The organism is Methylorubrum extorquens, from assembly GCF_024169925.1.
GTDB classification, from domain to species: Bacteria; Pseudomonadota; Alphaproteobacteria; order Rhizobiales; family Beijerinckiaceae; genus Methylobacterium; species Methylobacterium extorquens_A.
On sequence record NZ_JALJXF010000001.1, the window covers coordinates 3,219,118 to 3,243,653 of the forward strand.

Sequence of the window (24,536 nt, forward strand, 5' to 3'; positions counted from 1 at the left end):
CTCATACCAAGTCCGGTTGATTCCTTCGGGATGGTGGATTTGGGTCTCGCTCAAGCGCCGCGCGGGCTTGCCGATACGGTTTCCGCTTGAAGCAAGCGGAAACCGTATCGGCCGAGGCCCTCCCATGCTGCTCTACGAGCACCCGCTTTCGTCCTACGCCCAGAAGATCAAGATCGCGCTACGCGAGAAGGGTGTACCGTTCACGGGCGAGATCCCCGAGAGCTTCGGCAGCGGCCGAAGCGACGGCCCCTTCGCCGCCGCCAACCCGCGTACCGAGGTGCCGGTGCTGGTCGATGGCGACGTCTCGATCTTCGAATCGACCGTGATTCTCGAATACATCGAGGAGCGTTGGCCCGATCCGCCGCTTCTGCCCCGCGACCCGGCCGCCCGCGCGTTTGCACGGCTCACCGAGGAGGTCTGCGATACGCAGTACGAGGCGGTGAACTGGGGATTTGGCGAAGTGCTGTGGTTTGCCCGCGCCACCGGCGCCCTGGCCGACCACCTTCGGGAGCGGGCCGCGGCGCAGACCCGCACGCTCCAGGCTTGGCTGACGTCGCGCCTCGGCGAGGCCGACTGGTTCGGCGGCGACACGTTCGGCTGGGCCGACGCGGCGGCGGCGCCGATGGTCAACCGTTCGGTGCATTACGGCCTGGGGCCGGAGGCAGGCACGCCGCTCGCCCGCTGGCACGCGCGGCTGCGGGAACGGCCCTCCGTCGCCGCGACCTTCGCGGAGTTCGACGCCGCCGCGGAGACAATGGCCGCCGCCTCGAACCATTACACGACGGGCGGGCGCCGCCGGGCATATCGCGACCACCGGATCGAATGGATGGTGAAAACCGGCGGGATCGAGGTGGTGCTGGCCGGCCTACGCGACGGCAACATCCGCTTTCCGTGGCCGGAGGGTTGAGTCGCCTGCATTCCCATCCACATCCCTCATCCTGAGGTGCCCGCGTCAGCGGCCCCCGAAGGATCTTCCAGGGATCGCGCGAAAGCTGGAGGGTCCTTCGAGGCCGCTGCGCGACACCTCAGGATGGGGTCTCGGTGGGGCTGACGCTGCTTGGGTGGCGCTACGCCATGCCGAGGGCCTGAAGGTAGAGTTCGAGGATCGCCTCCTCTTCCTGGCGCTCGTCGTGGTCGCGCTTGCGCAGGGAGATGATCTTGCGCAGCACCTTCACATCGAAGCCGTTGGCCTTGGCTTCGGCGTAGACATCCTTGATGTCGCCCGCGATGCCGGCCTTCTCCTCTTCGAGACGCTCGATGCGCTCGATGATGCTCTTGAGCTGGTCGGCGGCGACCGAGGACGGGTCGACGGCGGGGGCAGGCGAGGCGGCCATGGCAGCGCTCCTTCACGCGAGGGATGGCGTGTGCCCGAAGACCCACGCCGGATGCCTGGGGATTACGGCATCAACCTTACCTGCTCGTTGATGCCGATGCTCCCTCAGTGGCCGCCGGTCTGGGCAGCGGAGAAGCGTGCCTGCTGATCGGGGGCCGCCTCGGTCTGGTGCTTCTGCTTCCACTCTTCGTAGGGCATGCCGTAGACGAGCTCGCGGCTCTGATCCTTCGAGAGGGCGAGGCCGCGCTCGTCGGCCGCGTCCTTTAGCCAGTTCGACAGGCAGTTGCGGCAGAAGCCAGCGAGATTCATCAGGTCGATATTCTGCACATCGGTGCGGTTGCGCAGATGCGAGACGAGGCGGCGGAACACGGCCGCCTCCAGCTCGGTCTGCGTCGCGGGATCGATGCCGGGTGCGGGTTCGGTCATGGCGGCGGCTCTCGCTGTCGAGGGGGATCGCGCAGTGGTCGTCCCGCGATCCCCTCCCGTCAAGCGGGCGGACGCAGCATCGGCCTCAGGATGCGGGCAAAGCGCTGCGCCCACTCCTCCTGGCCCTCGGGCCCGCCGATCAGATCCTGGCGGATCTCGATCAAGGCGTTTGGCAGGCCGCGGACGGTGGCGTGCCGGTCGATCGTGTCGCCGGGCAGGCCGCCGCCGTAGGGCTGGTTGTCGCCGACGCAGAGGCCGGCCGGATCGGCCTTGAGCGCCTCGATCAGCAGCCGGCTCAGCCCCGCATCCCGGTCGTAGAGGACGCCGACCTGCCAGGGCCGGGCAATGGTGCGCCAGAACGGCGTGAAGCTGTGGATCGTCATCAGCATCGGACGTACGCCTGCCGCCTCCGACCGGCTGACCGCCTCGTCCACGGCGCGGTCGAACGGCACGTAGAAGCGCCGGATCCGCTCGGCGATGCCGGCCGCGTCGATCCGGGCGTTGCCGGGCACGATCGCGCCGTCGGAGAGCCGCATCACCAGGGTCGGATCGCGCCGGCCCCGGTTCGGATCGATGATGAGCCGCGAGAACTGCGTCAGCACCGCCGGCACCCCGAGCCGGGCGGCGAGCCGGCGCGTCACCTCGGCGGCGCCGATATCGTAGGCGATGTGGCGGGAGAATTCGGCTTCCGGCACGCCGAGCCGGCCGAGATCGTCCGGCACCGCGTTCGAAGCGTGTTCGCAGACGAGCAGGAGACCCAGGGACGCATCGCCCTCGATGCGCTCGATGGGATGTTCGGGGCGGGTTTCGGTCTCGGGTTCAAGGGACAGCATGGCGCTTATCTGGGCCACTGCTGCGAGATCGAAAGGGGCGCGGCTTTGACCGCCGACCCGCCATGCGCAGGGCGCTCCGTAAGTCGACCAGCAAGGATGGTGCCGGGGTCAAAAAGAATGCTCCGGCGCCCGAAAGTTTTGTGAAACCGGGGAGGCTTGCCGATACGGCGGCGCTCGGGCAAGCAAACGCACAAACAAGAACCGTCAAGAACCGCGCGAGGACGCCCATGACCGCCCCTGCCCCGACCGATCCGGCCCACGCGGAGCGTCGCGCCCTCCTCTCCTCGATCCTCGACGAGGCGATCGCCGCCGCCCATCCGCGCAAGTGCCTCGTCGGGCACCTGCCGGCACCGACGCCGGGGCGGCTCATCATTCTCGGAGCGGGCAAGGCCGGCGGCAGCATGGCCGCGGTGGCGAGCCGGTTCTACCGCCAGGAGCACGGGGTGCCGGAGGACCGGATCGTCGGTCTCGCGGTGGCCCGGCACGGTTACGGCGAGGAGGCTCCCGGCATCCGTATGGTCGAGGCGGGCCATCCGGTTCCCGATGCGGCGGGCATCGAGGCGACCAAGGAAGCGCTCGCCATCGCCGCGAGCGCCGGCCCGGAGGACGAGGTTCTGGTGCTGCTCTCCGGCGGCGGCTCGGCGAACTGGATCGCGCCCGCCGGCAACCTGACGCTCAGCGAGAAGCAGGCGATCACCAAGGCGCTGCTGCGCTCGGGCGCGCCGATCAACGAGATCAACGCCGTGCGCAAGCACCTCTCGCGCATCAAGGGCGGGCGTCTCGCGGTGGCGGCACGCAACGCGAAGTCGATCCTGACGCTCGCCATCTCCGACGTGCCACATGACGACCCGTCGGTGATCGCCTCCGGCCCGACCGTGCCCGATCCCTCCACCCTGGCCGATGCCCGCGCGATCTGCGTGCGCCGCGGCATCAGCCTGCCCGAATCCGCTCTCGCCCTGCTGAACGATCCGGTCAACGAGACGCCGAAGGCGGGCGATCCGGCCTTCGCCCGGGCCGAGTACCGCATCATCGCCCGGCCGATCGACGCCCTTGAAGCGGCGGCCGTGGCCGCCCGGCGGGCCGGCTACGAGCCGGTGATGCTGGGTGCCGATCTCGAGGGCGAGGCCCGCGAGGTCGCGGCCGAACATGCCCGGCTGGCACTTGAGGCGCGTCAGGCGGGACGCCGCGTCGCCCTGATCTCCGGCGGCGAACTCACGGTCACCATCCGCGGCGAGGGCGATGGCGGCCCCAATCAGGAATATGCGCTGGCGCTCGCCATCGCCCTCGACGGGGCCGAGGGCATTGCCGGCATCGCCGCCGACACCGACGGCACCGATGGCGGCCGCGGCGCGGCGACGGACCCGGCAGGCGGCTTGGTCGACGCCACGACGCTGAGCCGCGCCCAGGCCGCGGGACTCGATCCGAGAGCGATGCTGCTCGACAATGATTCGACGCGATTCTTCGCGACAATCGGCGATCTCGTTCAGCCCGGCCCCACTCGGACCAATGTCAACGATTGTCGCGTCATCCTCGTCGATTGAGTTCTCCGGAGCATCGTCCCAAAAGGCAGCCACCGGCTTTTGGAAGAAGACGATGCAGAAACAAGCGAGCGCGCGCTCGCTGCGCAGGGCCGTCCTCGGGCTCTGCGCCGCCGCCTCCGCGCTCCTCCCCCTCCCCGCTTCGGCCGATCTGCGCCTGTGCAACCAGACCGCCAGCAAGGTCGGCGTGACCCTGGGCTACCGGGACGCGCAGGGTTGGGTGACCGAAGGCTGGTGGGATCTCAAGCCGCGCAACTGCGAGACCCTGCTCAAGGGCTCGCTCGCGGCGCAGTTCTATTATCTCTACGCTGTCGATTACAGCCGCGGCGGCGAGTGGAGCGGACGTGCCATGATGTGCACCCGTGACACTTCCTTCACCATTCGCGGTGTCGAGGACTGCCTCGCTCGCGGCTTCGACCGCAACGGCTTCATCGAGGTCGATACCGGCCAGCAGCGGAACTGGACGATCCAGCTCTCCGATCCGGGCCAACCTCTGGCCGGCGGTCCGTAAGAACGCCCGCTCGCTGCGATTCGTGGTGCGACGGGCCAGGGTCACGCCGATCCGAATCAATGAGGCAGAATGTGACCATCGCGGCGTCGCGCCGTGCGGGGGCGATATCCCGCGCCGACAGCGGCAGCCATGGCAGCACTGAACGCCACACGCCGCACAGCTAGAGCATCGTTTTGGATATCGGAGCCAGGACGATGCTCTAGCTTCTTGTTTTTGCATCATCTTTTTCCGAAAGCCGGCAACCACCTTTCGGGATGATGCTCGATCGCCAGCTTTGGCGAAGCAACCGAGCCATCGCGATGCAGGACGGATGAAGTGAGCCGTCGTCCGTGGCCACATCCGAGTAGACTAGCCCAAACGAAAACGGGCGCCTCATGGAGGCGCCCGCTAAACATCGTCGGTCTGTGAAGTTCGAGCCTTAGAGGCCGCTGAACTTGTAGTTGAAGCCGGCGCGGATCAGGCTGCCCTCGGTGGCGAAACGCGAGGTGTAGGAGCCGGGCGGGGTCGGCGCGGTCTGGTTGATCAGCACGTTGCGGCTGCCGAGATCGTAGCGGATGTACTCCGCCTTGATCGTCACGTCGGACTTGATACCGAGCCAGCGGCCAACCGAGAAGTAGTTCAGGAAGCTGTCGACCGGGATCGCGTACTCGATACCACCGCCGTAGTTGTAGCCGGTCTCGAAGATCTTCCGACCGCCACCGGTGTACTGGAGGACGGTGGCGCCCGGGTTGAAGAAGTCCGCGCCGTAGCTGACGTGGCCGAAGGCGAGACCGCCGGTGCCGTAGACGAAGAACCGGTCGAAGGCGTAGCCGAGCTTGCCGTTGACGGTGCCGAGGAAGTCGAGGTTCTGCGTGTAGACGCTGGCGTTGCCGACGGTCGGGTTCGGCGCGCCGTAGAAGCCCGTGCGCTTGTCGAGGTCGAGCCAGGTAGCGTCGAAGGCCAGACCGGCCACGAAGCCGCCGCCCGGCGTGAACTGATGGTTGTAGCCGAAGCCGCCGCCGATGCGGGAGAAGCCATCGACTTCGCTCTTGAGGGAGGCGGGGCGACGGGCGAGCGTCACGTTGCTGGCGGTGAAGGGATCGTTGCCGCGGGTCTGGATGTTCGGGTTGTCGGTGAACGCGTAACCCGTGTGCAGGCCGGCGTAGAAGCCGGTCCAGGTGAAGACCGGGACGGGCGCGAAAGCGATCGGCGGAGCCTCACGGCGCGGCAGATCGGCGGCGAGCGCGGCGGTGCTCACGAGTGCCGCGGTGCCGCCCAGGAAGAGAGCTCTGATCACGATGGGGTCGCCTTCGAAGAATGCTGATTTCGAGGGCTAAGCTACCAGCGGGACGGCCAAGCTGCCTATGACTTTCCAGCAACACGCAGCGTCGATAACGCCAGAGTTGCGTTGTACGGCGCGTAAACGCTTAGATCTCGGAAAGTTGAACAGCACTGAACGAAGAGCCATAGAAAAAGTTCCCGCACCGGTCTTGGCGTTGAAATGCGTCGATGCTCCGGCCTTGACCTCGCGGGCCGGGGAATGCTTGTGGCCGCCAAGCCCCCGTCCGGCCATCGGCGCCTGCCCGCGCGCCGCCCATCCGCCGGGCCGTTCCCGCACGCGTTCACCGCGCTCCGTGGGTCCAGCGGGTATGATGGAGGCCCCATTGAAGCGCTCGCGCCGCACCAAAATCGTCGCCACCCTCGGCCCGGCATCCGACACGCCGGAGATGATCGAGAAGCTGTTTCATGCCGGTGCGGACGTGTTCCGCATCAACATGAGCCATCTCGCCCGCGAGAAGCTGCCCGAGCGCATCGAGGTGATCCGCACCATCGAGCGCGAGGCCAAGCGCCCCATCGGCATCCTCGTGGACCTTCAGGGCCCGAAGCTGCGGCTCGGCACCTTCGTGGGTGACGCGGCGGTACTCGAGAACGGACAGACCTTCGTGCTCGATTCGGATCCGACGCCGGGCGATGCCGACCGCGTCTTCCTTCCCCATCCCGAGATCCTGTCGGCGCTGGAGCCCAGTCACGGCATCCTGATCGACGACGGCAAGCTTCGCCTCGTCGTCACCGAAGTGAGCGAGGGGCGTGCGGTCACCCGCGTCGAGGTCGGCGGCCGCATCTCGAATCGCAAGGGCGTGTCGCTGCCTCACACCGTGCTGCCGGTGCCGGCGATGACCGAGAAGGATCGCGGTGATCTGGAAGCGGGCCTCGCGGCCGGCGCCGACTGGATCGCCGTTTCCTTCGTGCAGCGCCCGGAAGACGTGGCGGAAGTGAAGAAGGTGGCCGCCGGGCGTGCCCTGGTGATGGCCAAGATCGAGAAGCCTCAGGCGCTCACCCGACTCGACGAGATCATCGAGATTTCCGACGGCATCATGGTCGCCCGCGGCGATCTCGGCGTCGAGATGCCGCTCGAACAGGTGCCGGGCGTGCAGAAGCGCATCACCCGCGGCGCGCGCCGGCTCGGCAAGCCGGTCGTCGTCGCGACGCAGATGCTCGAATCGATGATCACCTCGCCGGTGCCGACCCGCGCCGAGGTGTCGGACGTGGCCACCGCCGTCTACGAGGGCGCGGATGCGGTGATGCTCTCGGCCGAGAGCGCCGCCGGCGAGTTTCCGGTCGAGGCGATCGGCACCATGAACCGCATCGCCGAGCAGGTGGAGCGCGACGCGCTCTACTGGTCGATCCTCATGGCGCAGCGTTCCGAGCCGGAGCCGACGGCTTCCGACGCCATCGCGGCCGCGGCCCACCAGATCGTCGAGGCGCTGAGCCTGCGCGCGATCATGGCCTGGACCCATTCGGGTTCGACGGTGCTGCGGCTTGCGCGCGCCCGGCCCAATGCCAGCGTCATCGCGCTGACGCCGAAACGCGAGACGGCGCGGCGCCTTACCATGGCCTGGGGCGTGCACCCGATCGTCACCAAGGATGCCAGCGACGTGGACGACATGGCCTTTCGCGCGGCGAAGTTCGCGGTGCGCGAGCGCTTTGCTGAAATCGGCGACCGGGTGATCATCGTGGCCGGCGTGCCGTTCGGCATTCCGGGAGCGACCAACATGGTGCGCATCGCCTTCGTCACCCGCGAGCACGCCGAGCGGGCCTGAGGCATCGGCCTGGATATCGGATCCAGATGGACGCTCGATCGCGCGGAGGTTCTACCGCGCGATCACCTCCGTCAACGCCTCAACCTCGCGCACGAGGGTGTCGGGGGCGGTGTAGGTTAGCATATGTCCGGCGCCCGGCACCACGACCCGCCGGGCGTGCGGTATCGCCCGGCTCAGCGGATCGGTCTGCAAGCGGGTTTGAACGACCGGATCGGCCTCGCCCGCCACGATCACGGTGGGCACGGCGATGGTTTGGTAGCGCGGCGCCTGTTCGGCGAGCGTGGCGGGAAGTCCGGCGAGATCCTGGATGTTGGCGAGCGCCGGACCCGGTCGCAGAATCAGCGGCGCCCGGCTCGCCTCGATGTAGTTCTCCACCGGAGCTTCCGGTTTGAACACGCTTCTCGCCACCGAGGGCAGATAGGAGAGGCCGATCGGGACGGCGACGGTCTGGGTGAGTAGCCACGTCACCGGCGGCATCAGGGCGATCCGCGCCCACCAGGGCAGCGGGCGCGATGGAAACGGCATCGCCACGGGCGCCACGAGAACGAGGCCTGCCACCTGCTCCGGCCGGTCGAGGGCCATCCGCAGGGCGAGCGCGCCGGACCAGGAATGGCCGAGCAGGATCGCCGGCCCGGTGCCGAGCCGTTCCAGGGCCTGTCCCAACATCCTTCCCTGGAAGGCTGGTGAAGCGGCGTCCGCGCCGCCGATTCGGTCGCTGTTGCCGTAACCCGGCCGATCGAAGGCGATGACGCGAAAGCCGGATCGGGCAAGGTGCCGGCCAACGCCCTCCATCGGATCGTAGGCGTTCGCCGAAGCGCCGTGGAGCAGGACGACCGTGCCCCGCGCGCCCGTCTCGGGCCCGTCCGCGAGATAGGCGATCCGGCCGCCCTCGACATCGATGCTTCGGTCAGCGGCCGGATAGCGTGCCTCGGTGCGCCATGCGATCAGCCGCGTCGCCACGGCCGCGCAGAGGAGCAGCAGCGCGACGAGAGCGATGAGCGCTGCCGAGAGGACGGCAACGAGTCGGAGGGGTTCAGCGAGGCTCACGGGGCGCGAATCAAAGATCGCGTCCCTGCACGTCGGGTGTCAGCCGCTCGATCGCCTTCTTGAGCACGTCCCATTGCGGATAAAGCGCTTCCGCCCGGCGGAAGGCATCGAGGGCCCGGCCCTTGTCGTCCTGGGCGAGATAGAGCTTGCCGAGCGCGGCCCAGGCCTCGAAATGGCGCGGCTCCAGCACAAGCGCGCGCTGAAGGTCGGCAATGGCGGTCGCGGTGTCGGACAGACGCCAGAACAGGGTGGCTCGCCGGCTCCAGCCTTCGGACCAGTTCGGCTCGAGGGCGACGGAGCGGTCCATCAATTCGACGGCCAGCGGCAGGTCGTTGCCGCTCATCGCCTGCCGGGCACGATCGGAGAGCAGGTCGGCCGTGGCACTGCCGGAGCGGCCGAGACGACGCTCGATCAAGGTGGCGACGGCCTTGGCCTCGGTCTCGTCCTCGGCCTGCTTCAGGCGGGTGTAGAGATCTTCGAGACTGACCGGCGGATGCGCCTTGCGCTCCTTCTCCGGTCGCGCCTTGTCGGCTGCCGCAAGGCTGGCGGTGGCCGCAGTACCTGCGAGCGCGAGGCCGAGGCAAAGGGCGGTCAGGAGAGGGGTGCGGCGAGCGTCCATAGGTCCGGAGCTTCCACCCCGAACCCGGCTCCCGTCAACGCGCTTCGGTGCCGCGTCCGAGTCGCAGCACCGAGGGATCAGCCCTGGCGGGCCTTGAAGCGCTTCTGGGTCTTGTTGATGACGTAGACGCGGCCCTTGCGGCGCACGAGCTGGTTATCGCGGTGACGGCCGCGCAGGGACTTGAGCGAGTTGCGAATCTTCATCGGTCTCACATCGGCACGGATTCGAGACCGGCCGCCTGTTGTTCATGTGTCTCGAAGGAACGGAGCGCCACGGGGACGCTCCGGCGATGACATCAGCGACATCGCGGGGAGGCGGTCGCCTTATCAGACAACCTGCCCGTCAGGCAAGGTCAGGCAATCGCTCGAAGCCGCGGGCGGCTTGCCGGCGCAAAGAGTCCCGTGCGGAGCGGACTCTTCGGGACTTCGGTCCTGATGAGCATCGAGCAGAGCGGAAGCCAAGCCGGCGGAGGCGGGCGCCGGCGTCTGAGGTCGGCGAGGGACCAGAGTGATCGCCCAAGAGTGTCAGCGCTCCCGCCACGCTTTTGCGATCTGATCGGTCAGAGGGCGCGTGAGATAGGACAAAACGGAGCGCTCGCCGATCTGAGTGAAGGACTCCGCCGGCATGCCCGGCACGAGGCGCAGGCCCTTCAGGCGCTCCTTCTGATCCTCGCGGATGCGGATGCGCGCCGTGTAGTAGCTCTGCCCGGTCTTGGGATCCTGGGTCACGTCCGCCGAGACCCGGGTCACCTCGCCGTCGATCTCCGGCGTCGTGCGCGTGTTGAAGGCCGGGAAGCGCAGCACCGCCTTCTGTCCGACCCGCACATTGTCAATGTCCTGCGGCTGCACCCGTACCTCGACCAGAAGCTGGTCGGAAGCCGGAACGATCAGCATCGCCGGCTCGCTCGGGACCACGAGCCCGCCGACCGTGTGCACGCTCATCTGGTGTACGAAGCCGTCCTGCGGTGCGCGCAGCTCGACCCGCTTGAGCTGGTCTTCCGCCGCCACGCGCTTCTCGCGCAACTCCGACCACTTGCCGCGGATCTCGGCCAGATCCTTGCCGGTCTCGGTGCGCATCTCGCCGTCGATCTGAATGACCTGCAGCTCGGTCTCGGCGATCTTGCCGCGCGCCGAGGCCGTCGAGGCGACGAGCTGGCCGCGCTCGCCTTCGAGCCGGGCGGCGTCGCGCTCCAGGGCGGTGACGCGCGAGAGCGGCACGAGGTTCTTGGCGTAGAGGTCGCGAACGCCAGTCAGTTCGTGGCCGATGAGGCCGATCTCCCGGTCCTTGGCCGCGGCCTGCTTGGTGAGCCCGTCGATCTCCTGGCCGAGCTGGGCGATGCGCTCGCGCAACTGCGCCTTCTGCCCCTCGCGCCCGGCGACACGGGAGGCGAACAGGCGCGACTCGCCGTCGAGCAGCCGGGCGACGCTCGGGTCGTCGTCGATGCGCGCGACGAGGTCGGGCGGGAATGTGACGACTTTCAGCCCATCGCGCTCGGCCTCGTCCCTGGCGCGGCGGGCCGCCAACTCGTCCATGGCCTTGAGCACGATATCGAGGTTCGCCCGGGTCTGGGTTTCGTCGAGGCGGATCAGCACGTCGCCGGCCGCGACCCGCTGGCCCTCGCGGGCGAGGAGCTGGCCGACGACCCCGCCGGTGGGATGCTGCACCTTCTTCACATCGGTCTCGACCACGAGCTGGCCCGGCGCGATCACCGCGGCCGAGATCTCGGTGAAGGTGGCCCAGCCGCCGACACCGAGGACTAGGGCGACGGAGAGGCCGAGCGCGACGGTAAGGTGGCTGCGGATCGAGCCGTGGGCAACGGGGCGCGGCAGGGCCGGGGGAAGACCGCTGAGGGGGGCGAGGGTCGCGGACATCAGGCACTCTCACGGATCGAAGGCGCGGCGACTTGCGGAGCGGTGGCTTCGGCGGCGACCGGAACGGGGGCCGGCGCCGGGCGCAGGACGCGCTTGAGGATTTCGTCCTTGGGCCCGAAGGCCTGGGCGCGGCCGTCGGCCATCATCAGGATCAGGTCGAGGGCGGCGAGCGCGCTCGGACGGTGAGCGACAACGACGCAGATGCCGCCGCGCCGCCGCACGCCGAGGATCGCCTGCGTCAGGGCGTTCTCGCCCTCGCTGTCGAGGTTGGCGTTGGGCTCGTCGAGCACCACGAGGAAGGGCTCGCGGTAAAGCGCGCGGGCGAGCCCGACGCGCTGGCGTTGCCCGGCGGAGAGGCCCGTGCCGCCCTCGCCGATGCGGGTGTCGTAGCCTTCCGAAAGGCGCAGGATCAGCTCGTGCACGCCGGCCGCCTTGGCCGCGGCGATGACCGCCTCGGCCGGCGCGCCCGGCTCGAAGCGGGCGATGTTCTCGGCGACGCTGCCGGCGAAGAGTTCGACCTCCTGCGGCAGGAAACCGATATGGGGCCCGAGGTCGCCGCTCGTCCATTGATCGAGCGCCGCGCCGTCGAAGCGGATCTTTCCGCGGATCGGCGGCCAGACGCCGACCAGCGCCCGCACCAGCGAGGACTTGCCCGAGGCCGAGGGGCCGATGATGCCGAGCCCCTGCCCCGCCCGGAGGCCGAAGCTGACATCCTGCACCACGAGGCGCGGCATGCCGGGCGGGGCGATGCTGGCAGCCTCGACGGTGATGGTCTCAGCGGGCGCCGGCAGGGCGTGCGGCTGCTCGCCCTGCGGCAGCCGGGCCAGCAGCTCGGAGAGCCGGTGCCAGCTCTGGCGCGCGGCGACAAAACCCTTCCAGTTGGCGATGGTGAGTTCCGCCGGCGCCAGGGCGCGGGAGACGAGGATCGAGCTCGCGATGATGATGCCGGCGCTGGCCTCGTTGTGGATGACGAGCCAGGCGCCGAGCGCGAGCACGCCCGATTGCAGGGCCATGCGGAACACCTTGGAGCCGGCCCCGAAGCCGCTGCCGGCATCCGCCACGGCCTGATGCGCCTCCATGTATTCGCGGTTGGCCCCCGCCCAGCGGGCGGCGAGCCGCTCCTGCATGCCCATCGCGGCCAGCACCTCGGCATTGCGGCGGCCGGATTCGGCCAGACTGTTGCGGCGCATGCCGTGGCCGGTCGCGGCCCGCGTCGGCCCCTTGCTGGCGCGGTCGGTGAGGAAGGTGAGTGCGGCGAGGATACCCATGCCGGCGAGGGCGGCGACACCGATCAGCGGATGAAACAGGAAGCAGATCAGCAGGTAGACCGGCATCCAGGGCAGGTCGAAGAAGGCGGAGGGACCGGAGCCGGACAGGAACGCGCGGATCTGATCGAGGTCGCGCAAGGGCAGAAGGCCGTCGCCCTGATTCGCGCCCTTCAGCGGGGCGCGCACCACGAGGTCGAACACCCGCCCGCTCAGCGCCTCGTCCAGCGCCGCACCGACGCGGGTGAGGATGCGGCCGCGGAGAGCCTCGAGCACGCCCTGGAAGGCGTAGAGCACGAGCGCGAGGGCAGCCAGCCCGATCAGGGTCGGCACGGAGCGGCTCGGGATCACCCGGTCATAGACTTCGAGCATGAAGAACGAGCCGGTGAGATAGAGGATGTTCACCAGCCCGCTCATCACGGCCACGCCGATGAAGGCCATCTTGCACCGCGCCAAGGCGGCGGCGATCTCGTTCGTGTCGCGCCTATCGTTCGCCATCGTCACCCTCGATTGCCCGCGGTCCGGATTCACCGCCGTTCCGACCGCCACGCGACCCTCGCCAAGTGAGCGTCTTGATACTTAAAAATGCGACCAAATTTCAGCATAATGACCGTAATCAGAACGGATTACGCCTTTCGATCTATCGATATATTGGGTATATTCTTGAGCCGCACCATCTTCGCCAAAGCATTGGTCGAATGCGCTTTGGTATAAATATTACGTGACCTCACGACAGGGCTCGTTTCAATATTTGCCGGGCGCGAAATCGAGAATCGTAGCCCGTACCGCACCGGATATCCGGCACAGAGCCCCGGAACGAAAAAGCCGCCGGCCCGATGGACCGACGGCTTTTTGCTTCTCGATACGCTGACCCCTGGACGGAGGGGCCACCGGCTATTGCGGCGGTGTGGCGGGTGTCTCCGGCGCCGGCTCGGGCGTTGCCGGAGCCGGCGGAACCGCCGCCATCTCGGCGGTCGTCCGTGCCAGTTCCGGGTAGGTCTCGATGACGTGCGCGCCCGCCAACGGCTTGCTCTGACCATTGTGACAGGTGGCGCAGTTCAGCTTGGGCGCGTCACCGGTCGGGCCGAGGCGGTTGGCCGGGAAGGTCGTCGTCAGCGGCTCGATGTAATCGCCGTTGAGATCGCGCACCATCCGGATCGCGTGCCAAGCCAGCGTGCGCTGCGGCGTGCTCTGCGACCAGTTCGAAACCGCCCTTGTGTTGTGGCAGTAGGTGCAGTTCACGCCGAGCGACGACGACATGTGCATCATCAGTCCGTAGGTCCGTTCGGCGGCCTGGATCGGTTTGCCCTTGCTCTCCGGCAGTGCCGTCGTCGCGTTGACGCGGATCAGGTTCTCGTCCGCGTCCTTCTTGCCGAAGAATTCGCTCAGCGTGTCGTAGGGCAGCGAGGCGAGGCCGACGGAGGGCGAAGCCATGTTCTGCCCGTTGTTGCGGGCGATGAAGCCGGTCTTGTAGTTCGGCCCTGGATTCTGGAACCAGATCTGTGCCGGCACCGGCTTGCCGCGGTGGCAGGTGTAGCAGTTCACCCCCGCCTCGCCGACATGCTTCTCCTTCCAAGTGGTGTTGATGTGCTGCACCATCTGGATCATCCGCCGGGCGACCTGCTTCTGATAGAGGCTGTCGTCGGCCATGTTCTCGGTATTGTGGCAGTAGGTGCAGCCCTGTTCCGGGCTGACCCATTCCGTCATCGAGACCATCAGGCGGTTGAATTCCTCGACGCTGAGATCTTTGAGAACCTTCACGTTCTCGTAGACCGCGCCGGCCTTCTCGGTGCCGGCCTCGACCGGCTCGGCCGGGGCCGGCGCGATGTTGGCCGCCTTCAGGGCCGCCGCGCCGGACTTAGTCTGGATCTGATCCATGCCCGTCCCGCGGAAGCCGTGCTGCTGGGCGAGGATCGGCGGCTTCGTCCAGCCCGCCGTACCGAACTGGGCGATGGTGAGGAACAGGGCGACGACCGCGCCCGCGACGACGAGCAGAGTCTTCATGGCGCCCCCCCTGGCGTCGCGAGCGGGTCGGTGATCGGTCCGTAGATCTGCGGATAGGCCGGCGCGACACCGTGCTTGACCGCCCAGAGGTACCAGTTGTCCACCACGGTGCCGGTGAGCAGGATGCCGATGCCGCCGGTGATCGTCGTCAGCACCGCGAACCACCACGCCCAGCGGTGGATCGATTCCATGGTTGCGTTGAAGCCCATGGTCCAGCGCCAGAACAGGGCGGCACGCTCGGTGGCGGTGCCGCGATCGACGATCTGGTCGATCTCACGCTCGGCGCCGTAGCGGCTCGTGGCCAGGATCGTGGCCCCATGCATCGCGAACAGAAGCGTCGACCCATAGAGGAAGACGATCGAGAGCATGTGGAACGGGTTGTAGAACAGGTTGCCGTAGCGCAGCGAGAATGCGGCGGTCCAATCGAGATGCGGGAAGATGCCGAAGGGCACCGCCTCGCTCCACGAGCCCATCAGGATGGGGCGGATGAAGCCCAGCACGAGGTAGAGCCAGATCGCGGCGGCGAAGGCCCAGGGCGTGTGCGAGCCGAGCCCGAGCGCACGGGCGCGGCGATACATGCGCACCCACCACAGCAGGATCGAGGCGGTGAGGAAGAAGCCCGCGATCAGCCACCAGCCGCCCTCGTTGAGCGGGGGCAGCACCTTCAGCCCGTATTTGGGCAGCGGCGGTTCGAGTGCCAGCCAGGGCAACTGGCGAACGAACTGGATCGGATCCCAGTTCACGCTGGCCCACATGTTGAGGCCGATGATCTCGAAGGCGATCAGGCCGCAGGCGAAGGACAAGGCGCCGAGGTAGCCGCCGTAGATCGGCCCGACCTGGGAATTGCCGATCAGCCCGAACAGGTAGCTGTTGAACGGCCGGCCGATGCGAGCGCCGGACGAGATCGGGATGCCGTTTTCCGGCTCGATCGGGCGGACCTGCACCTGCGTGAAGATGTTCTGATAATAGGCCACGGCGTCTCCCTCCATGGACCTGCGGTCGTTCGAGGCTCACGCCGTCGGCGGAGACCCTCGAGCCCCGAAGATCGAACCTGCGCTTCAGGCCGGCCGGCGCGGATGCCGGGCGGCGATCCGGTTCACCGCCACACGGGCAGGTTGAGCCACCAGCCCCACCATTCCGGCCACCCTTGCGTCCAGAAGGGCCCCGAGATGACGATGCAGACCGCGCTCCAGAATCCCGCGGAGAGCGCGAGGAACAGGCCGAGCCGGTGGATGCCCAGCGTGCCGATCGAGTAGCCGATCGTGTCGCGGAAGTAGGTGTCCTCGTGCTCGGGCGTCTTCACCGTCTCGCCCTTGGCCGGATTGGTCGAGGACAGGATCAGCGAGCCGTGCAGCGCCAGCGCGAAGGTGGTCGTGAAGAAGAACGTCACGGCGAGCATGTGCGCGGGATTGTAGTGGAAGTGCAGATACTGGTAGCCGGTGTTCGACACCCAATCGAGATGGGAGAGGATGCCGTAGGGGAAGCCGTAGCCCCAGGCGCCCATCAGGAACGGGCGGATCACCACCAGCGAAACGTAGGCGAAGATCGCCACCGAGAAGGCGAACGGCACGTGGTAGCCGATGCCGAGCTTGCGGCAGATCTCGACCTCGCGCAGGGCCCAAGACGAGAATGACCCGACCGCGCAGAAGGTAATGATCTGCCACAGGCCCCCTTCCTTCAGAGGTGCCAGCGCCAGCCCGTATTTTAGGTCGGGAGGCGCGATGTTGATCTGCCAGATGTTCCAGGTCGGGCCGATGGCCGCGCCGTAGAGGATCAGTGCGGTGCCAAGCACCGAGAAGAAGATCGTCGTGACGCCGAAGAAGCCGACGTAGAACGGCCCCACCCAGAAGTCGAACAGGTCTCCGCCCAGCAAAGTGCCGCCGCGGACCCGGTATTTGCGCTCGAAGCTCAGCATCGCCATGGCGGAAATCCCCGCGGTGAGGACGAAGGGTGCCGGGGCAGGCGCGACAGGGCCCGCCCGCGGCAGAACCAGCGGTGGGGCCGGTCAGGTCGGCATCGTCGGGAGGACGAGGCTGTGGGCGGCGGCGGCCTTCGCGTCCTTCGGGCCTTCCAGCCAGTTGAACCGATCGGTGCTGAGCAGGATGAAGTGGATCAGCAGCGCCAGGACGAACAGGAAGGTGAAGAGCGCGACGAGAGTGCGCCGGGGATCGAACAGAAGCCAGATCTTGTGCATCGCGCGTCTCCTCAGCCGATCATCGACACAAGGCCGTGGGCGGCGTTGGTCACGCCGTCGAGCAGGGCGTAGCCCTTCGGCCCGGGAAGCCAGGGCCGCCACAGCCACACGAGAATGTGGGCGACCACGGCGATCGCCGTGAAAATGATGAAGCTCGTCAGGAAGATCGCGTGAAATTCCTTGGCTTCGGGTTCCGTCAGCCCGGACAGGCTGCTCGGTCTTTCTGTGATGCCGTTCGCCATCGATCGAACCTCCGCTGGTTATGCCGCGCGCTGACAGGCGTGGCGGGTGTCGCCGTGACCCGATGACATCACGGCGCAGGATCCCCCGTGTCACCGCACGGAAGTTCTGAGGCGCTGGCGCATCGTCGCGAAAGGCGGGGGCCGCCTGCCGGAGTGCGGTGCGCCGAATCCCTAGCCCATGAAGGCGAACGGGATCGCCGAAACGGCCATGACCTTGGCTTCGCCGAAGACGGAGCGGCGCAGGGTCGGCAGGCCGCGCCGCGGGGCCGTGTTCGGCCGGAAACGCTGCACCAGGGCGGCGGCGAGAAAGAACGGGTAGGTCGCGGCAAGGATGATCCGGAACTGGACCGCCTCACTGTGCTGTCGCGACGACGCGGGCATCGATCGTTGCATGACCACTCCCATGACTCAGTGCTCCGCAGGTTTTCCGGCTCCGCGAAGGGCCGGAGGGTGAAGGGGATGGAGGAGACCCGCGCTCATGCAGCGCTCCCCAAGACGAGGTCGCTCTGCGCCCGCTCGACATGGGCGGCAGCGACGCGCTCGGCGGCGACCCGGCGCGCGGCCCGCTCGGCGGCATCGCGCAGGCGTTTGGCGGCGGAGATCCGCGTGAGAACGGGATGGGCCTCGACCAGCGCGTCGAGCCGGGCGCGGGCCGCTTCGTCCCAGGGCAGTTCGCGGTGCGTCCGGGCGGGCGTCGCCTCTACTGCATCCATGTCACGCGCGAGCGGCAGGATGTGGAAGAGCATGTCGAACAGAGCGTTGCAGACTTCCTGCACGAGGTAGGTCGCGCCGGCATAGCCCATGAACGGCGTGCCGGTGTGCCGCCGGATGATGGCGCCGGGGAACGAGGCCGGGACATAGATTGCCCGCCCACCCGCCTCGGCGAGGTACATGCGCTCGTTGAACGAGCCGAACAGGACAAGCGGCGGGTTTGTCTTGATCGCCTCACGCACCGCCGCGTTGTCGGGCTTCGTGCCGGCGCTGCGCGCAAAGGCGAAGTGACAGGGCAGGCCCATCTCCTCTTCGAGGAAATGGCGCACGCCGCGGACATAGGTCTCAGTCGCGACGATGCCGAAGCTCGCGGTGCCGAAGAAATCCTGCGTCACCGAGCGCCACAGATCCCAGACCGGTTTAATCGTGGTGTGGCGCTCGCGCTCGATGAAGGGCTCGGGGTCGAGCCTCAGGATCTCGCCGAGAGTGCGCAGGAACTTGGTGGTCGAGAGCACCCCGATCGGAGCCTGGAGATAGGGCCGCTCCAGGCTCTCGCAGAGCAGGCGACCGAACTCGCGGTAGAGGCAGATGTTGGCATCCGCGTTGACGAGCTTGGGCACGTCGGCGAGATGCGAGCCGAGCGGGAAGGTGAGGTTCACCTCGGCGCCGATGCCCTCGACGAGGCGGCGGATCTCGGCGAGGTCCGAGGCCATGTTGAAGGTGCCGTAGGCCGGGCCGATGATGTTGACCCGCGGCTTCTCCCCGGCTTTGCGCTCGGGACGGGCCGGAATCCCCTTCTTGGCGAAGCGCTTCGCGCCGTATTCCTGCCAGAGCCAGCTCATCGCCCGGTCGGCGGATTGCCACTGGTCCTCGTCGATGGTGCGCGGTAGGAAGCGCTGGAGCCCGGTCCCCTCAGGGGTGACGCCGCCGCCGATCATCTCGGCAATCGAGCCCGTCACCACGACACTGGGCTGGCCGGGATCGAGCGTGGCATGCGCCCGCTTCATCGCGCCTTCGGTGCCGTGTCGGCCGAGTTCCTCCTCCGCCAGCCCGGTGACGACGATGGGCAACTCGTGCGGCGGCAGCGCGTCGGTGTAGTGCAGCACCGAGGTGACCGGCAGGTTCTCGCAGCCCACCGGGCCGTCGATGACCACCTGCAGGCCCTTGATCGCGGTGAAGACGTAGACCGCCCCCCAGTAGCCGCCGGCGCGGTCGTGATCGATGACCAGCATCAGACCATCTCCCCGATCGGCTTCAGGGGAGCCGCGGCCTTCGGCGCCGTCTTGAGCACCGGCACCTCCTGCCAGATGCCTGCGGCGTGGCCGGTACCGACGCCCTCGAAGAAGGCGCGCATGGCGTCGAAGCGGGGCCGGTTGGCGAGCGCGGCGTTGACCACCTTCGCCAGCGAGCCGGCGCCGGCCGCGCCCATCAGCGGACGCGCCGAGATCAGGTTGGTGAAGTAAAGTGCCGGCGTGCCGGCCTCCTTCGCCTTCTGCACCACCGGGGTGGTGCCGATGGCCAGATCCGGCCGGAATTCGTTGAGCGCGGCGAGGTCGTCCTCCAGCGAGGCGCGGTAGCGGATGGTGACGCCGCGTTCCTCCAGCCACGCCCGGTCCGGCTCGGACCAGGGCGTGCGCGGGCAGGCTGTGCCGACATAAGGCACCTCGGCGCCGCTCTCGACGAGGAGGCGCGCGACCAGGAGTTCCGAGCCCTCGTAGCCGGAGAGCGTGATGCGCCCGCGGATCGGCGCTGCACCCAGCGCTCCCCGGATCGCCGGCAGAAGCCGGTTCTGCGCCGCCGCGATTTTCTCGTGCGGCACGTCGCAGGCATTGCCGATGGCGGCGAGCCAGTCGGCGGTGCCGTCATGGCCGACGGGGGCCGAGCCGACCACCGGCCGACCGGCGGCCTCGAACTCACGAATGCTCGCGGTGTAAAACGGGTGGATGGCCGCCACCGCTGCCGCGTCGAGGGCGCCGTAGAGTTCGCGCCATTCCCGCGTCGGCACGACGGGGCCGGCGCTGAGGCCGAGCGGTTCGAGAAGCGCACCGATCACCACCGGATCGGCCGGGAACATCTCGCCCAGAAGCGCGACGGACGGACGCTCCGAGCGGCCCCCGCGCGGCGCCTGGACCGGGCCGCTCTCGGCTTCCGTGCGAGCGAACTTGAGCATCGCGCCGGCCAAGACGTCCTTGGCCTCGGCATGGGTCGGCACGCCGAAGCCCGGCACGTCGATACCGATGACGCGCACGCCGTCGATCTGCTTCGGCAGCAGCCTTAGCGGAACGCCCGAGGCGGTCGGAACGCAGAGGTTGATGACGACGATCGCGTCGTAGTCTTGCGGGTTGGCCGAGGCGTGGACCGCCTCGCGGATGTCCTCGAACAGCTTGCCGGTGACCAGCGTCTCGGAATTGAACGGCACGTAGCCGACGCTCCGACGCGCGCCGTAGAAATGCGAGGTGAAGGTCAGACCGTAGACGCAGCAGGCGCTTCCCGAGAGGATCGTCATCGTGCGCCGCATGCGCAGGCCGACGCGCAGGGAGCCGAAGGCGGGGCACATGCTCTGCGGCTGGTCGTGCGGCCCCGCCGGATAGTCCTTCCGGTACTGCTCCAGCGTTCCGGACAGGCCGGCGGCCTCGGCAGCCGCGCGCATCGTGTCCTTGCCGGCGTGGCAGCCGAGCCCGTCGCCCTGAGTCGCGGCGAGATCGATGCCCTCTGGGCGGCGGGCGCGAAGCGCGCCGATGTCGAGGCTGACCGCCATGGCTCAGACCTCGTCGTAGACGACTTCGAGGGACGGCTTGGTCAGGCTGGTGCGCCCGCACATGTCCTCGATGGTGGCAGGCTCCAGCACCACGTCGCGTCCGGTGGCCTCGCTGGAGAACAGGCCGAGCAGCGCGTCCTGGCTCAGCGGCGTCGGCTGGTGCGGCGCGGCCTCCGCCACGTTCTGCGAAAGGTCGGCGAAGAGCGAGCCCCAGCGCCCGTCGGGCTTGCCGATGATCTCGTAATTCGCGCTCTTGCGGCGGATGTCGTCATCGGCCGGGATCGAGGCCAGCACCGGAATGCCCGCCGCATCGGCGAAAGCCTGCGCCTCGCCGGTGCCGTCGTCCTTGTTGATGACGAGGCCGCCGACGCCGACATTGCCGCCCATCTTGCGGAAGTATTCGACCGCCGAGCAGACGTTGTTGGCGACGTAGAGCGATTGCAGGTCGTTGGAGCCGACGACGATGACCTTCTGGCACATGTCGCGGGCGATCGGGAGGCCGAAGCCGCCGCAGACCACGTCGCCGAGGAAATCGAGCAGGACGTAGTCGAACCCCCATTCGTGGAAGCCGAGTTTCTCGAGCAGCTCGAAGCCGTGGATGATGCCGCGCCCGCCGCAACCGCGGCCGACCTCCGGCCCGCCGAGCTCCATCGCATAGACGCCGTCGCGCTTGAAACAGACGTCGCCGATGGCGACCGCCTCGCCCGCAAGCTTCTTCTTGGTCGAGGTCTCGATGATGGTCGGGCAGGCGCGCCCGCCGAACAGGAGCGAGGTCGTGTCGCTCTTCGGGTCGCAGCCGATCAGCAGCACCTTCTTGCCCTGCTGGGCCATCATGTAGCTGAGATTGGCCAGGGTGAACGACTTGCCGATGCCGCCCTTGCCGTAGATCGCGATGATCTGCGTCTCGCGCTTGACCTCGCCGGTCGCGACCGGATCGGGCTCGATGGCGGCCTCGGCCCGCAGCGTCGTCGCGGCGTTCAACGCCGCCTTGTTGAGCTGAAGGTTCATGAGCAGGTCCTCCAATCGAGGATCATCTTCAGGCAGGCAGGATCGGCGAAGGCCGTGCGGTAGGCCTCCCCCGCTTGCCAGGCGGGCACCCGGTGAGTGATGAGCCCATCGAGCGACAGGCTTCCGGCCTCGATCAGGGCCCGGACCACCGCGAGGTCGCCCGGCCGCCATTCCGCCGAGACCCGGATCCGAGCCTCGCGCATGAAGGCGGGCGGGAAGGCGAAGGCCAGCGGGGCCTCGTAGAAGCCGGCGAGCACGATCTCGCCGCCGGGGGCGAGACGGCCGATCAGCGTATCGAGCAAGCTCGAATCGCCGCTGACATCGGTGATGGTGGCGTAGTCGCGCGTCGGATCGTCCTCGGGCGCGAGCACGGAGTAGCCGAACGTACCCTCCGCCCGCAGCGTCTCGCGCTCCCACACCACCGGTTCGCCGCCCGCGAGCAACGTCAGCCGCGCGAGCAGCCGGCCGAGCACGCCGTGGCCGACGATCAGGCTTCGCTCGCCGGGCACGATGCCGGACAGGGCATGATAGGCAGTTGCTGCAAGGGCGATGAGGCAGGCGCGGTCGCCGAGCGCGGCATCGATAGAGACGAGGCGGGAGGCCGGAGCGATCAGGTGCGAAGCCGCGCCGCCGAACAGCCCGTTGACCTCGCCGAAGCAGCGGGCGCCGGGCACGAATACGGTCTGCCCGATGCGCAGGCCGCTACCGGCACCGGTCTCGACCACCGTGCCGACCGACTCGTAGCCGGGCACCAGCGGATACCCCATGCCGGGAAAGGGCGGCATCCGGCCGGACCAGAGCAGGCGCTCGGTCCCCGTGCTGATGCCGCTCCAAGAGACGGCAACGATCGCGTCGCCCTCGGTGGCAGGGGTCAGCGCGAGGCGGTTGAGTGCCAAGTGCTCCGGTCGTTCAAGGACGACGGCCAATGCCTCCATCTCCCTGCCTCCCCCGTTGCTGTTTGCGACTCTGCGAAGGGCCGAACCGCTTGATGTCATCCTAGATGGACGAGGAATTGCGTCAAGTAAACTTTACACTTCTACCGTCGCTTTGCGGTGATCAATCGCGCCAGCAGCGGACGCCGGGTCGCCCGCTCGCGGATTTCATCGAAGCCGGCCTGGGCCAGCATGGCTGTCAATTCGTCGGCCGTGCGGGGCCGGCCGCTGCCCATAGCGAGGAGGTAGAAGCCGAAATACGCATCACCCACCGGCTTCGCGCCGGGCGTGCCGGCCATCGGCTCGGCAATCGCCAGGAGGCCGCCGGGCGGCAGCGCCGCGTGGGCCGCACGCAGGAGCGCCAGGGCGACCGCATCATCGTGATCGTGGAAAACCCGCACCAGGGTGATCGCGTCGGCGCCCGGCGGAAGGAAGGTGCCGAGAAAGCTCCGGCCGAAACAGGTGACGCGGTCGCCGAGGCCCTCGGCGGCGAGTCGGGCAACCGCCCGTTCCGCAACCGGCGGAAGGTCGAGCAGGCGCAGGGCGAGCCGCGGATGGCGGCGGGCGGCCTGCGCGAGGAACACGCCCTCCCCGCCCCCGACATCCATCAGGCATGCGCGATCGGCGAGCGGCAGGGCATCGAGCACATCGTCCGCGATCAGCGCCTGCGAGGACGCCATCAAGCCACTATAGGCGGCGACCGAATCCGGGCCGAGCTGCACGTCCCCGCCGGCTTCGGCATAGGGCCAGTAGCCCCCGAGCCGCGTCGGCCCCGCCCCGCCCCGCAACAGGGCGACGGGATCGGCCAGATCGGCGTAGAGCATAGCGTGGTGCTCGATCATCGCCGCGACCGAGGGATTGCCGATCAGCGCCGCGCCGAGATCGGCCAAGGCGAAGCGCTCGTCCGGTAGCCGCGCGATTAGGTCGAGCGAGGCCGCGGCTTTGAGCAGGGTCAGCGCGCGATCGGAAGGCAGATCGAGACCCCGGGCGAGGGCGTCGGGCGCGAGCGGGCCGTCCCGCAGCAGCGTAAACAGGTCGAGCCGGACGCAGGCGAACAGCACCTGCGCGTAGACGAAGCCGGCGCAGAGGTCGAACAATGCCCGGGTGTTCCGCTGCGCGATCCCGCGGGTGAGCGGAAACCCCGCCGCCCAGCGCTGGAAGCTGGGGCTAGCGACCGTGCGGTTGCGGAAGGCGAGCCAGCGCTGGCGCCAGCCGCCGCGCCTCTCCGGCGCGGGTCCGGCCTCGGTCATCGCGGCGGGCAAGGCCGGCCCTCACGCCATCGCGCGCAGGGAAGCAGGCATGAACAGCCGGGTCTGCGCCTCGATCTCGATGCGAATCGCGTCCTGCCCGCGGCAGGGGGGAATTACGTCGATCGCTTCCTGCGTGAGATGCTTCAAGCGCTCCAGGGCGCCGCCCATGCCGAGCAGGGCCGCCGCGTTCGGGCGCCCAAGGGTGGCGTCGCGGCCGGCGGGCTTGCCGATCTCCTCCTGGCGGCAGGCGACGTCGCGCAGGTCGTCGGCGACCTGATAGGCCGCCCCGAGGCATTCGCCGAGCAGGCGCCAGGGCAGCGGGGGCGCTCCCGCGGCGGCGGCACCGGCCACCGTGGCCGCTGCAAACAGCGCGCCGGTCTTGGCCTGCTGGTACTCGACCAGATCGACGGTGGGCTCGGATTCCCAGGCCTGCCCCGCGACGATGCCGGAGGGCGAGCCGACGGCGCGGGCGATCAGCCCGACGAGACTCGCAAGGCGCGCGGGCGAGCGGGTTACACCCCGCGCCAGCGTCTCGAAGGCGGCGACGATCAGCGCGTCGCCCGTGAGCACCGCGAGCGGCACGCCGAAAGCCGCGTGGACCGACGGCTTCTGGCGGCGCGTCGGCGCATCGTCGAAGCACGGCAGGTCATCGTGGACGAGGGAGGCGCAGTGCAGCAACTCGATCGCCGCCGCGGCCGCCTCGGAGGCGGCGGGGTCGTCGTCGCCGCAGGCGAGCGCGACGGAAAGGCAGAGCCGCGGGCGGATGCGGTGGCCGCCGGGAAAGACCGCGTAGCGGATCGCCTCCGCCAGCTGCGGGGGTGCACCCGGTGCCTCCGCATGGGACACCGCAATGTCGAGCACTGTCTCGATCCGCCGGCCGACGTCCATAGTGTCCTCCCGATGTCAGGCTGCCT

25 protein-coding genes are annotated in these 24,536 nt (G+C 68.6%); 4 read left to right on the forward strand and 21 right to left on the reverse strand.

Translation table 11 applies throughout. The features are described from left to right. Positions 1-124: 124 nt before the first annotated feature. The gene (locus J2W78_RS15230) at positions 125-907 is read left to right on the forward strand and encodes a glutathione S-transferase family protein (protein WP_253371817.1); all 783 of its coding nucleotides are present in this window, start codon (positions 125-127) and stop codon (positions 905-907) included. Between the two features lie 160 nt (positions 908-1,067). On the opposite strand, the gene J2W78_RS15235 is transcribed toward J2W78_RS15230, so the two are convergent. The 3 genes from J2W78_RS15235 to J2W78_RS15245 form a co-directional block, all read right to left on the reverse strand. Next, the gene (locus tag J2W78_RS15235; RefSeq protein ID WP_003601858.1) at positions 1,068-1,334 is read right to left on the reverse strand and encodes a DUF2312 domain-containing protein; all 267 of its coding nucleotides are present in this window, start codon (positions 1,332-1,334) and stop codon (positions 1,068-1,070) included. Between the two features lie 104 nt (positions 1,335-1,438). Then, on the reverse strand, positions 1,439-1,759 hold the full coding sequence (locus J2W78_RS15240; protein WP_253371819.1) for a DUF1244 domain-containing protein: 321 nt from the start codon (positions 1,757-1,759) through the stop codon (positions 1,439-1,441). A 59-nt stretch (positions 1,760-1,818) separates the two neighbouring features. After that, the gene (locus J2W78_RS15245; RefSeq protein WP_253371820.1) at positions 1,819-2,592 is read right to left on the reverse strand and encodes an N-formylglutamate amidohydrolase; all 774 of its coding nucleotides are present in this window, start codon (positions 2,590-2,592) and stop codon (positions 1,819-1,821) included. Positions 2,593-2,819: 227 nt separating this feature from the next. On the opposite strand from J2W78_RS15245, the gene J2W78_RS15250 reads away from it, so the two are divergent. Next, positions 2,820-4,133 carry a glycerate kinase type-2 family protein gene (locus J2W78_RS15250; protein ID WP_253371822.1) on the forward strand — a complete coding sequence of 438 codons (1,314 nt, stop codon included), beginning with the start codon at positions 2,820-2,822 and terminating at the stop codon, positions 4,131-4,133. 52 nt (positions 4,134-4,185) lie between these two features. Next, positions 4,186-4,641, forward strand: a complete 456-nt coding sequence (locus tag J2W78_RS15255) for a DUF1036 domain-containing protein (RefSeq protein WP_253371824.1) — start codon at positions 4,186-4,188, stop codon at positions 4,639-4,641. A gap of 418 nt (positions 4,642-5,059) precedes the next feature. Here the strand turns inward: J2W78_RS15255 and J2W78_RS15260 are convergent, their stop codons facing one another. Beyond that, on the reverse strand, positions 5,060-5,917 hold the full coding sequence (locus J2W78_RS15260; protein ID WP_253371826.1) for an outer membrane protein: 858 nt from the start codon (positions 5,915-5,917) through the stop codon (positions 5,060-5,062). Between the two features lie 367 nt (positions 5,918-6,284). Here J2W78_RS15260 and pyk point away from each other — a divergent pair, with 367 nt between their 5' ends. Further along, a complete protein-coding gene (pyk, locus tag J2W78_RS15265; protein ID WP_253371828.1) occupies positions 6,285-7,721 on the forward strand; it encodes a pyruvate kinase in 1,437 nt (478 codons plus the stop codon). A gap of 51 nt (positions 7,722-7,772) precedes the next feature. Here the strand turns inward: pyk and J2W78_RS15270 are convergent, their stop codons facing one another. From J2W78_RS15270 to J2W78_RS15350, 17 genes are all read right to left on the reverse strand, one after another. Continuing rightward, positions 7,773-8,768: an alpha/beta fold hydrolase gene (locus J2W78_RS15270; protein WP_253371830.1), complete on the reverse strand. Its 996-nt coding sequence runs from the start codon at positions 8,766-8,768 to the stop codon at positions 7,773-7,775. Between the two features lie 10 nt (positions 8,769-8,778). Continuing rightward, the gene (locus tag J2W78_RS15275; RefSeq protein ID WP_253371832.1) at positions 8,779-9,387 is read right to left on the reverse strand and encodes a tetratricopeptide repeat protein; all 609 of its coding nucleotides are present in this window, start codon (positions 9,385-9,387) and stop codon (positions 8,779-8,781) included. A gap of 77 nt (positions 9,388-9,464) precedes the next feature. Continuing rightward, entirely contained in the window at positions 9,465-9,590 is a 126-nt protein-coding gene (gene ykgO / locus J2W78_RS15280) for a type B 50S ribosomal protein L36 (RefSeq protein ID WP_003601867.1), read from the reverse strand. Between the two features lie 321 nt (positions 9,591-9,911). Then, positions 9,912-11,258 carry an HlyD family type I secretion periplasmic adaptor subunit gene (locus tag J2W78_RS15285; protein ID WP_253371833.1) on the reverse strand — a complete coding sequence of 449 codons (1,347 nt, stop codon included), beginning with the start codon at positions 11,256-11,258 and terminating at the stop codon, positions 9,912-9,914. Then, positions 11,258-13,021 (reverse strand): type I secretion system permease/ATPase, encoded by a 1,764-nt coding sequence (locus tag J2W78_RS15290; protein ID WP_253371836.1) that lies wholly within the window; start codon positions 13,019-13,021, stop codon positions 11,258-11,260. Before J2W78_RS15290 ends, J2W78_RS15285 begins: the two co-directional genes overlap by 1 nt. 396 nt (positions 13,022-13,417) lie before the next feature. Further along, a complete protein-coding gene (gene pufC / locus J2W78_RS15295; RefSeq protein ID WP_253371837.1) occupies positions 13,418-14,527 on the reverse strand; it encodes a photosynthetic reaction center cytochrome PufC in 1,110 nt (369 codons plus the stop codon). Beyond that, complete coding sequence (gene pufM / locus J2W78_RS15300; protein WP_253374053.1) at positions 14,524-15,501, reverse strand: photosynthetic reaction center subunit M; 978 nt, start codon at positions 15,499-15,501, stop codon at positions 14,524-14,526. The genes pufC and pufM overlap by 4 nt, the downstream gene beginning before the upstream one ends. A gap of 122 nt (positions 15,502-15,623) precedes the next feature. Further along, on the reverse strand, positions 15,624-16,448 hold the full coding sequence (gene pufL, locus J2W78_RS15305; RefSeq protein WP_253371839.1) for a photosynthetic reaction center subunit L: 825 nt from the start codon (positions 16,446-16,448) through the stop codon (positions 15,624-15,626). A gap of 84 nt (positions 16,449-16,532) precedes the next feature. Then, positions 16,533-16,721, reverse strand: a complete 189-nt coding sequence (gene pufA / locus J2W78_RS15310) for a light-harvesting antenna LH1, alpha subunit (RefSeq protein WP_056193358.1) — start codon at positions 16,719-16,721, stop codon at positions 16,533-16,535. A gap of 11 nt (positions 16,722-16,732) precedes the next feature. Next, positions 16,733-16,963 carry a light-harvesting antenna LH1, beta subunit gene (gene pufB, locus J2W78_RS15315; protein WP_183434156.1) on the reverse strand — a complete coding sequence of 77 codons (231 nt, stop codon included), beginning with the start codon at positions 16,961-16,963 and terminating at the stop codon, positions 16,733-16,735. A gap of 171 nt (positions 16,964-17,134) precedes the next feature. Further along, positions 17,135-17,368, reverse strand: a complete 234-nt coding sequence (locus tag J2W78_RS15320; RefSeq protein WP_253371842.1) for a hypothetical protein — start codon at positions 17,366-17,368, stop codon at positions 17,135-17,137. Between the two features lie 71 nt (positions 17,369-17,439). Then, a complete protein-coding gene (gene bchZ, locus J2W78_RS15325; RefSeq protein WP_253371843.1) occupies positions 17,440-18,906 on the reverse strand; it encodes a chlorophyllide a reductase subunit Z in 1,467 nt (488 codons plus the stop codon). Further along, positions 18,906-20,432, reverse strand: a complete 1,527-nt coding sequence (gene bchY, locus J2W78_RS15330) for a chlorophyllide a reductase subunit Y (protein WP_253371845.1) — start codon at positions 20,430-20,432, stop codon at positions 18,906-18,908. The genes bchZ and bchY overlap by 1 nt, the downstream gene beginning before the upstream one ends. A 3-nt stretch (positions 20,433-20,435) precedes the next feature. After that, the gene (locus tag J2W78_RS15335; RefSeq protein WP_253371847.1) at positions 20,436-21,440 is read right to left on the reverse strand and encodes a chlorophyllide a reductase iron protein subunit X; all 1,005 of its coding nucleotides are present in this window, start codon (positions 21,438-21,440) and stop codon (positions 20,436-20,438) included. Further along, on the reverse strand, positions 21,437-22,375 hold the full coding sequence (bchC, locus tag J2W78_RS15340; RefSeq protein WP_253371849.1) for a chlorophyll synthesis pathway protein BchC: 939 nt from the start codon (positions 22,373-22,375) through the stop codon (positions 21,437-21,439). Before bchC ends, J2W78_RS15335 begins: the two co-directional genes overlap by 4 nt. A gap of 101 nt (positions 22,376-22,476) precedes the next feature. Continuing rightward, a complete protein-coding gene (locus J2W78_RS15345; RefSeq protein ID WP_253374054.1) occupies positions 22,477-23,622 on the reverse strand; it encodes an acetylserotonin O-methyltransferase in 1,146 nt (381 codons plus the stop codon). 21 nt (positions 23,623-23,643) lie between these two features. Next, on the reverse strand, positions 23,644-24,510 hold the full coding sequence (locus J2W78_RS15350; RefSeq protein ID WP_253371851.1) for a polyprenyl synthetase family protein: 867 nt from the start codon (positions 24,508-24,510) through the stop codon (positions 23,644-23,646). Positions 24,511-24,536 lie beyond the last annotated feature (26 nt).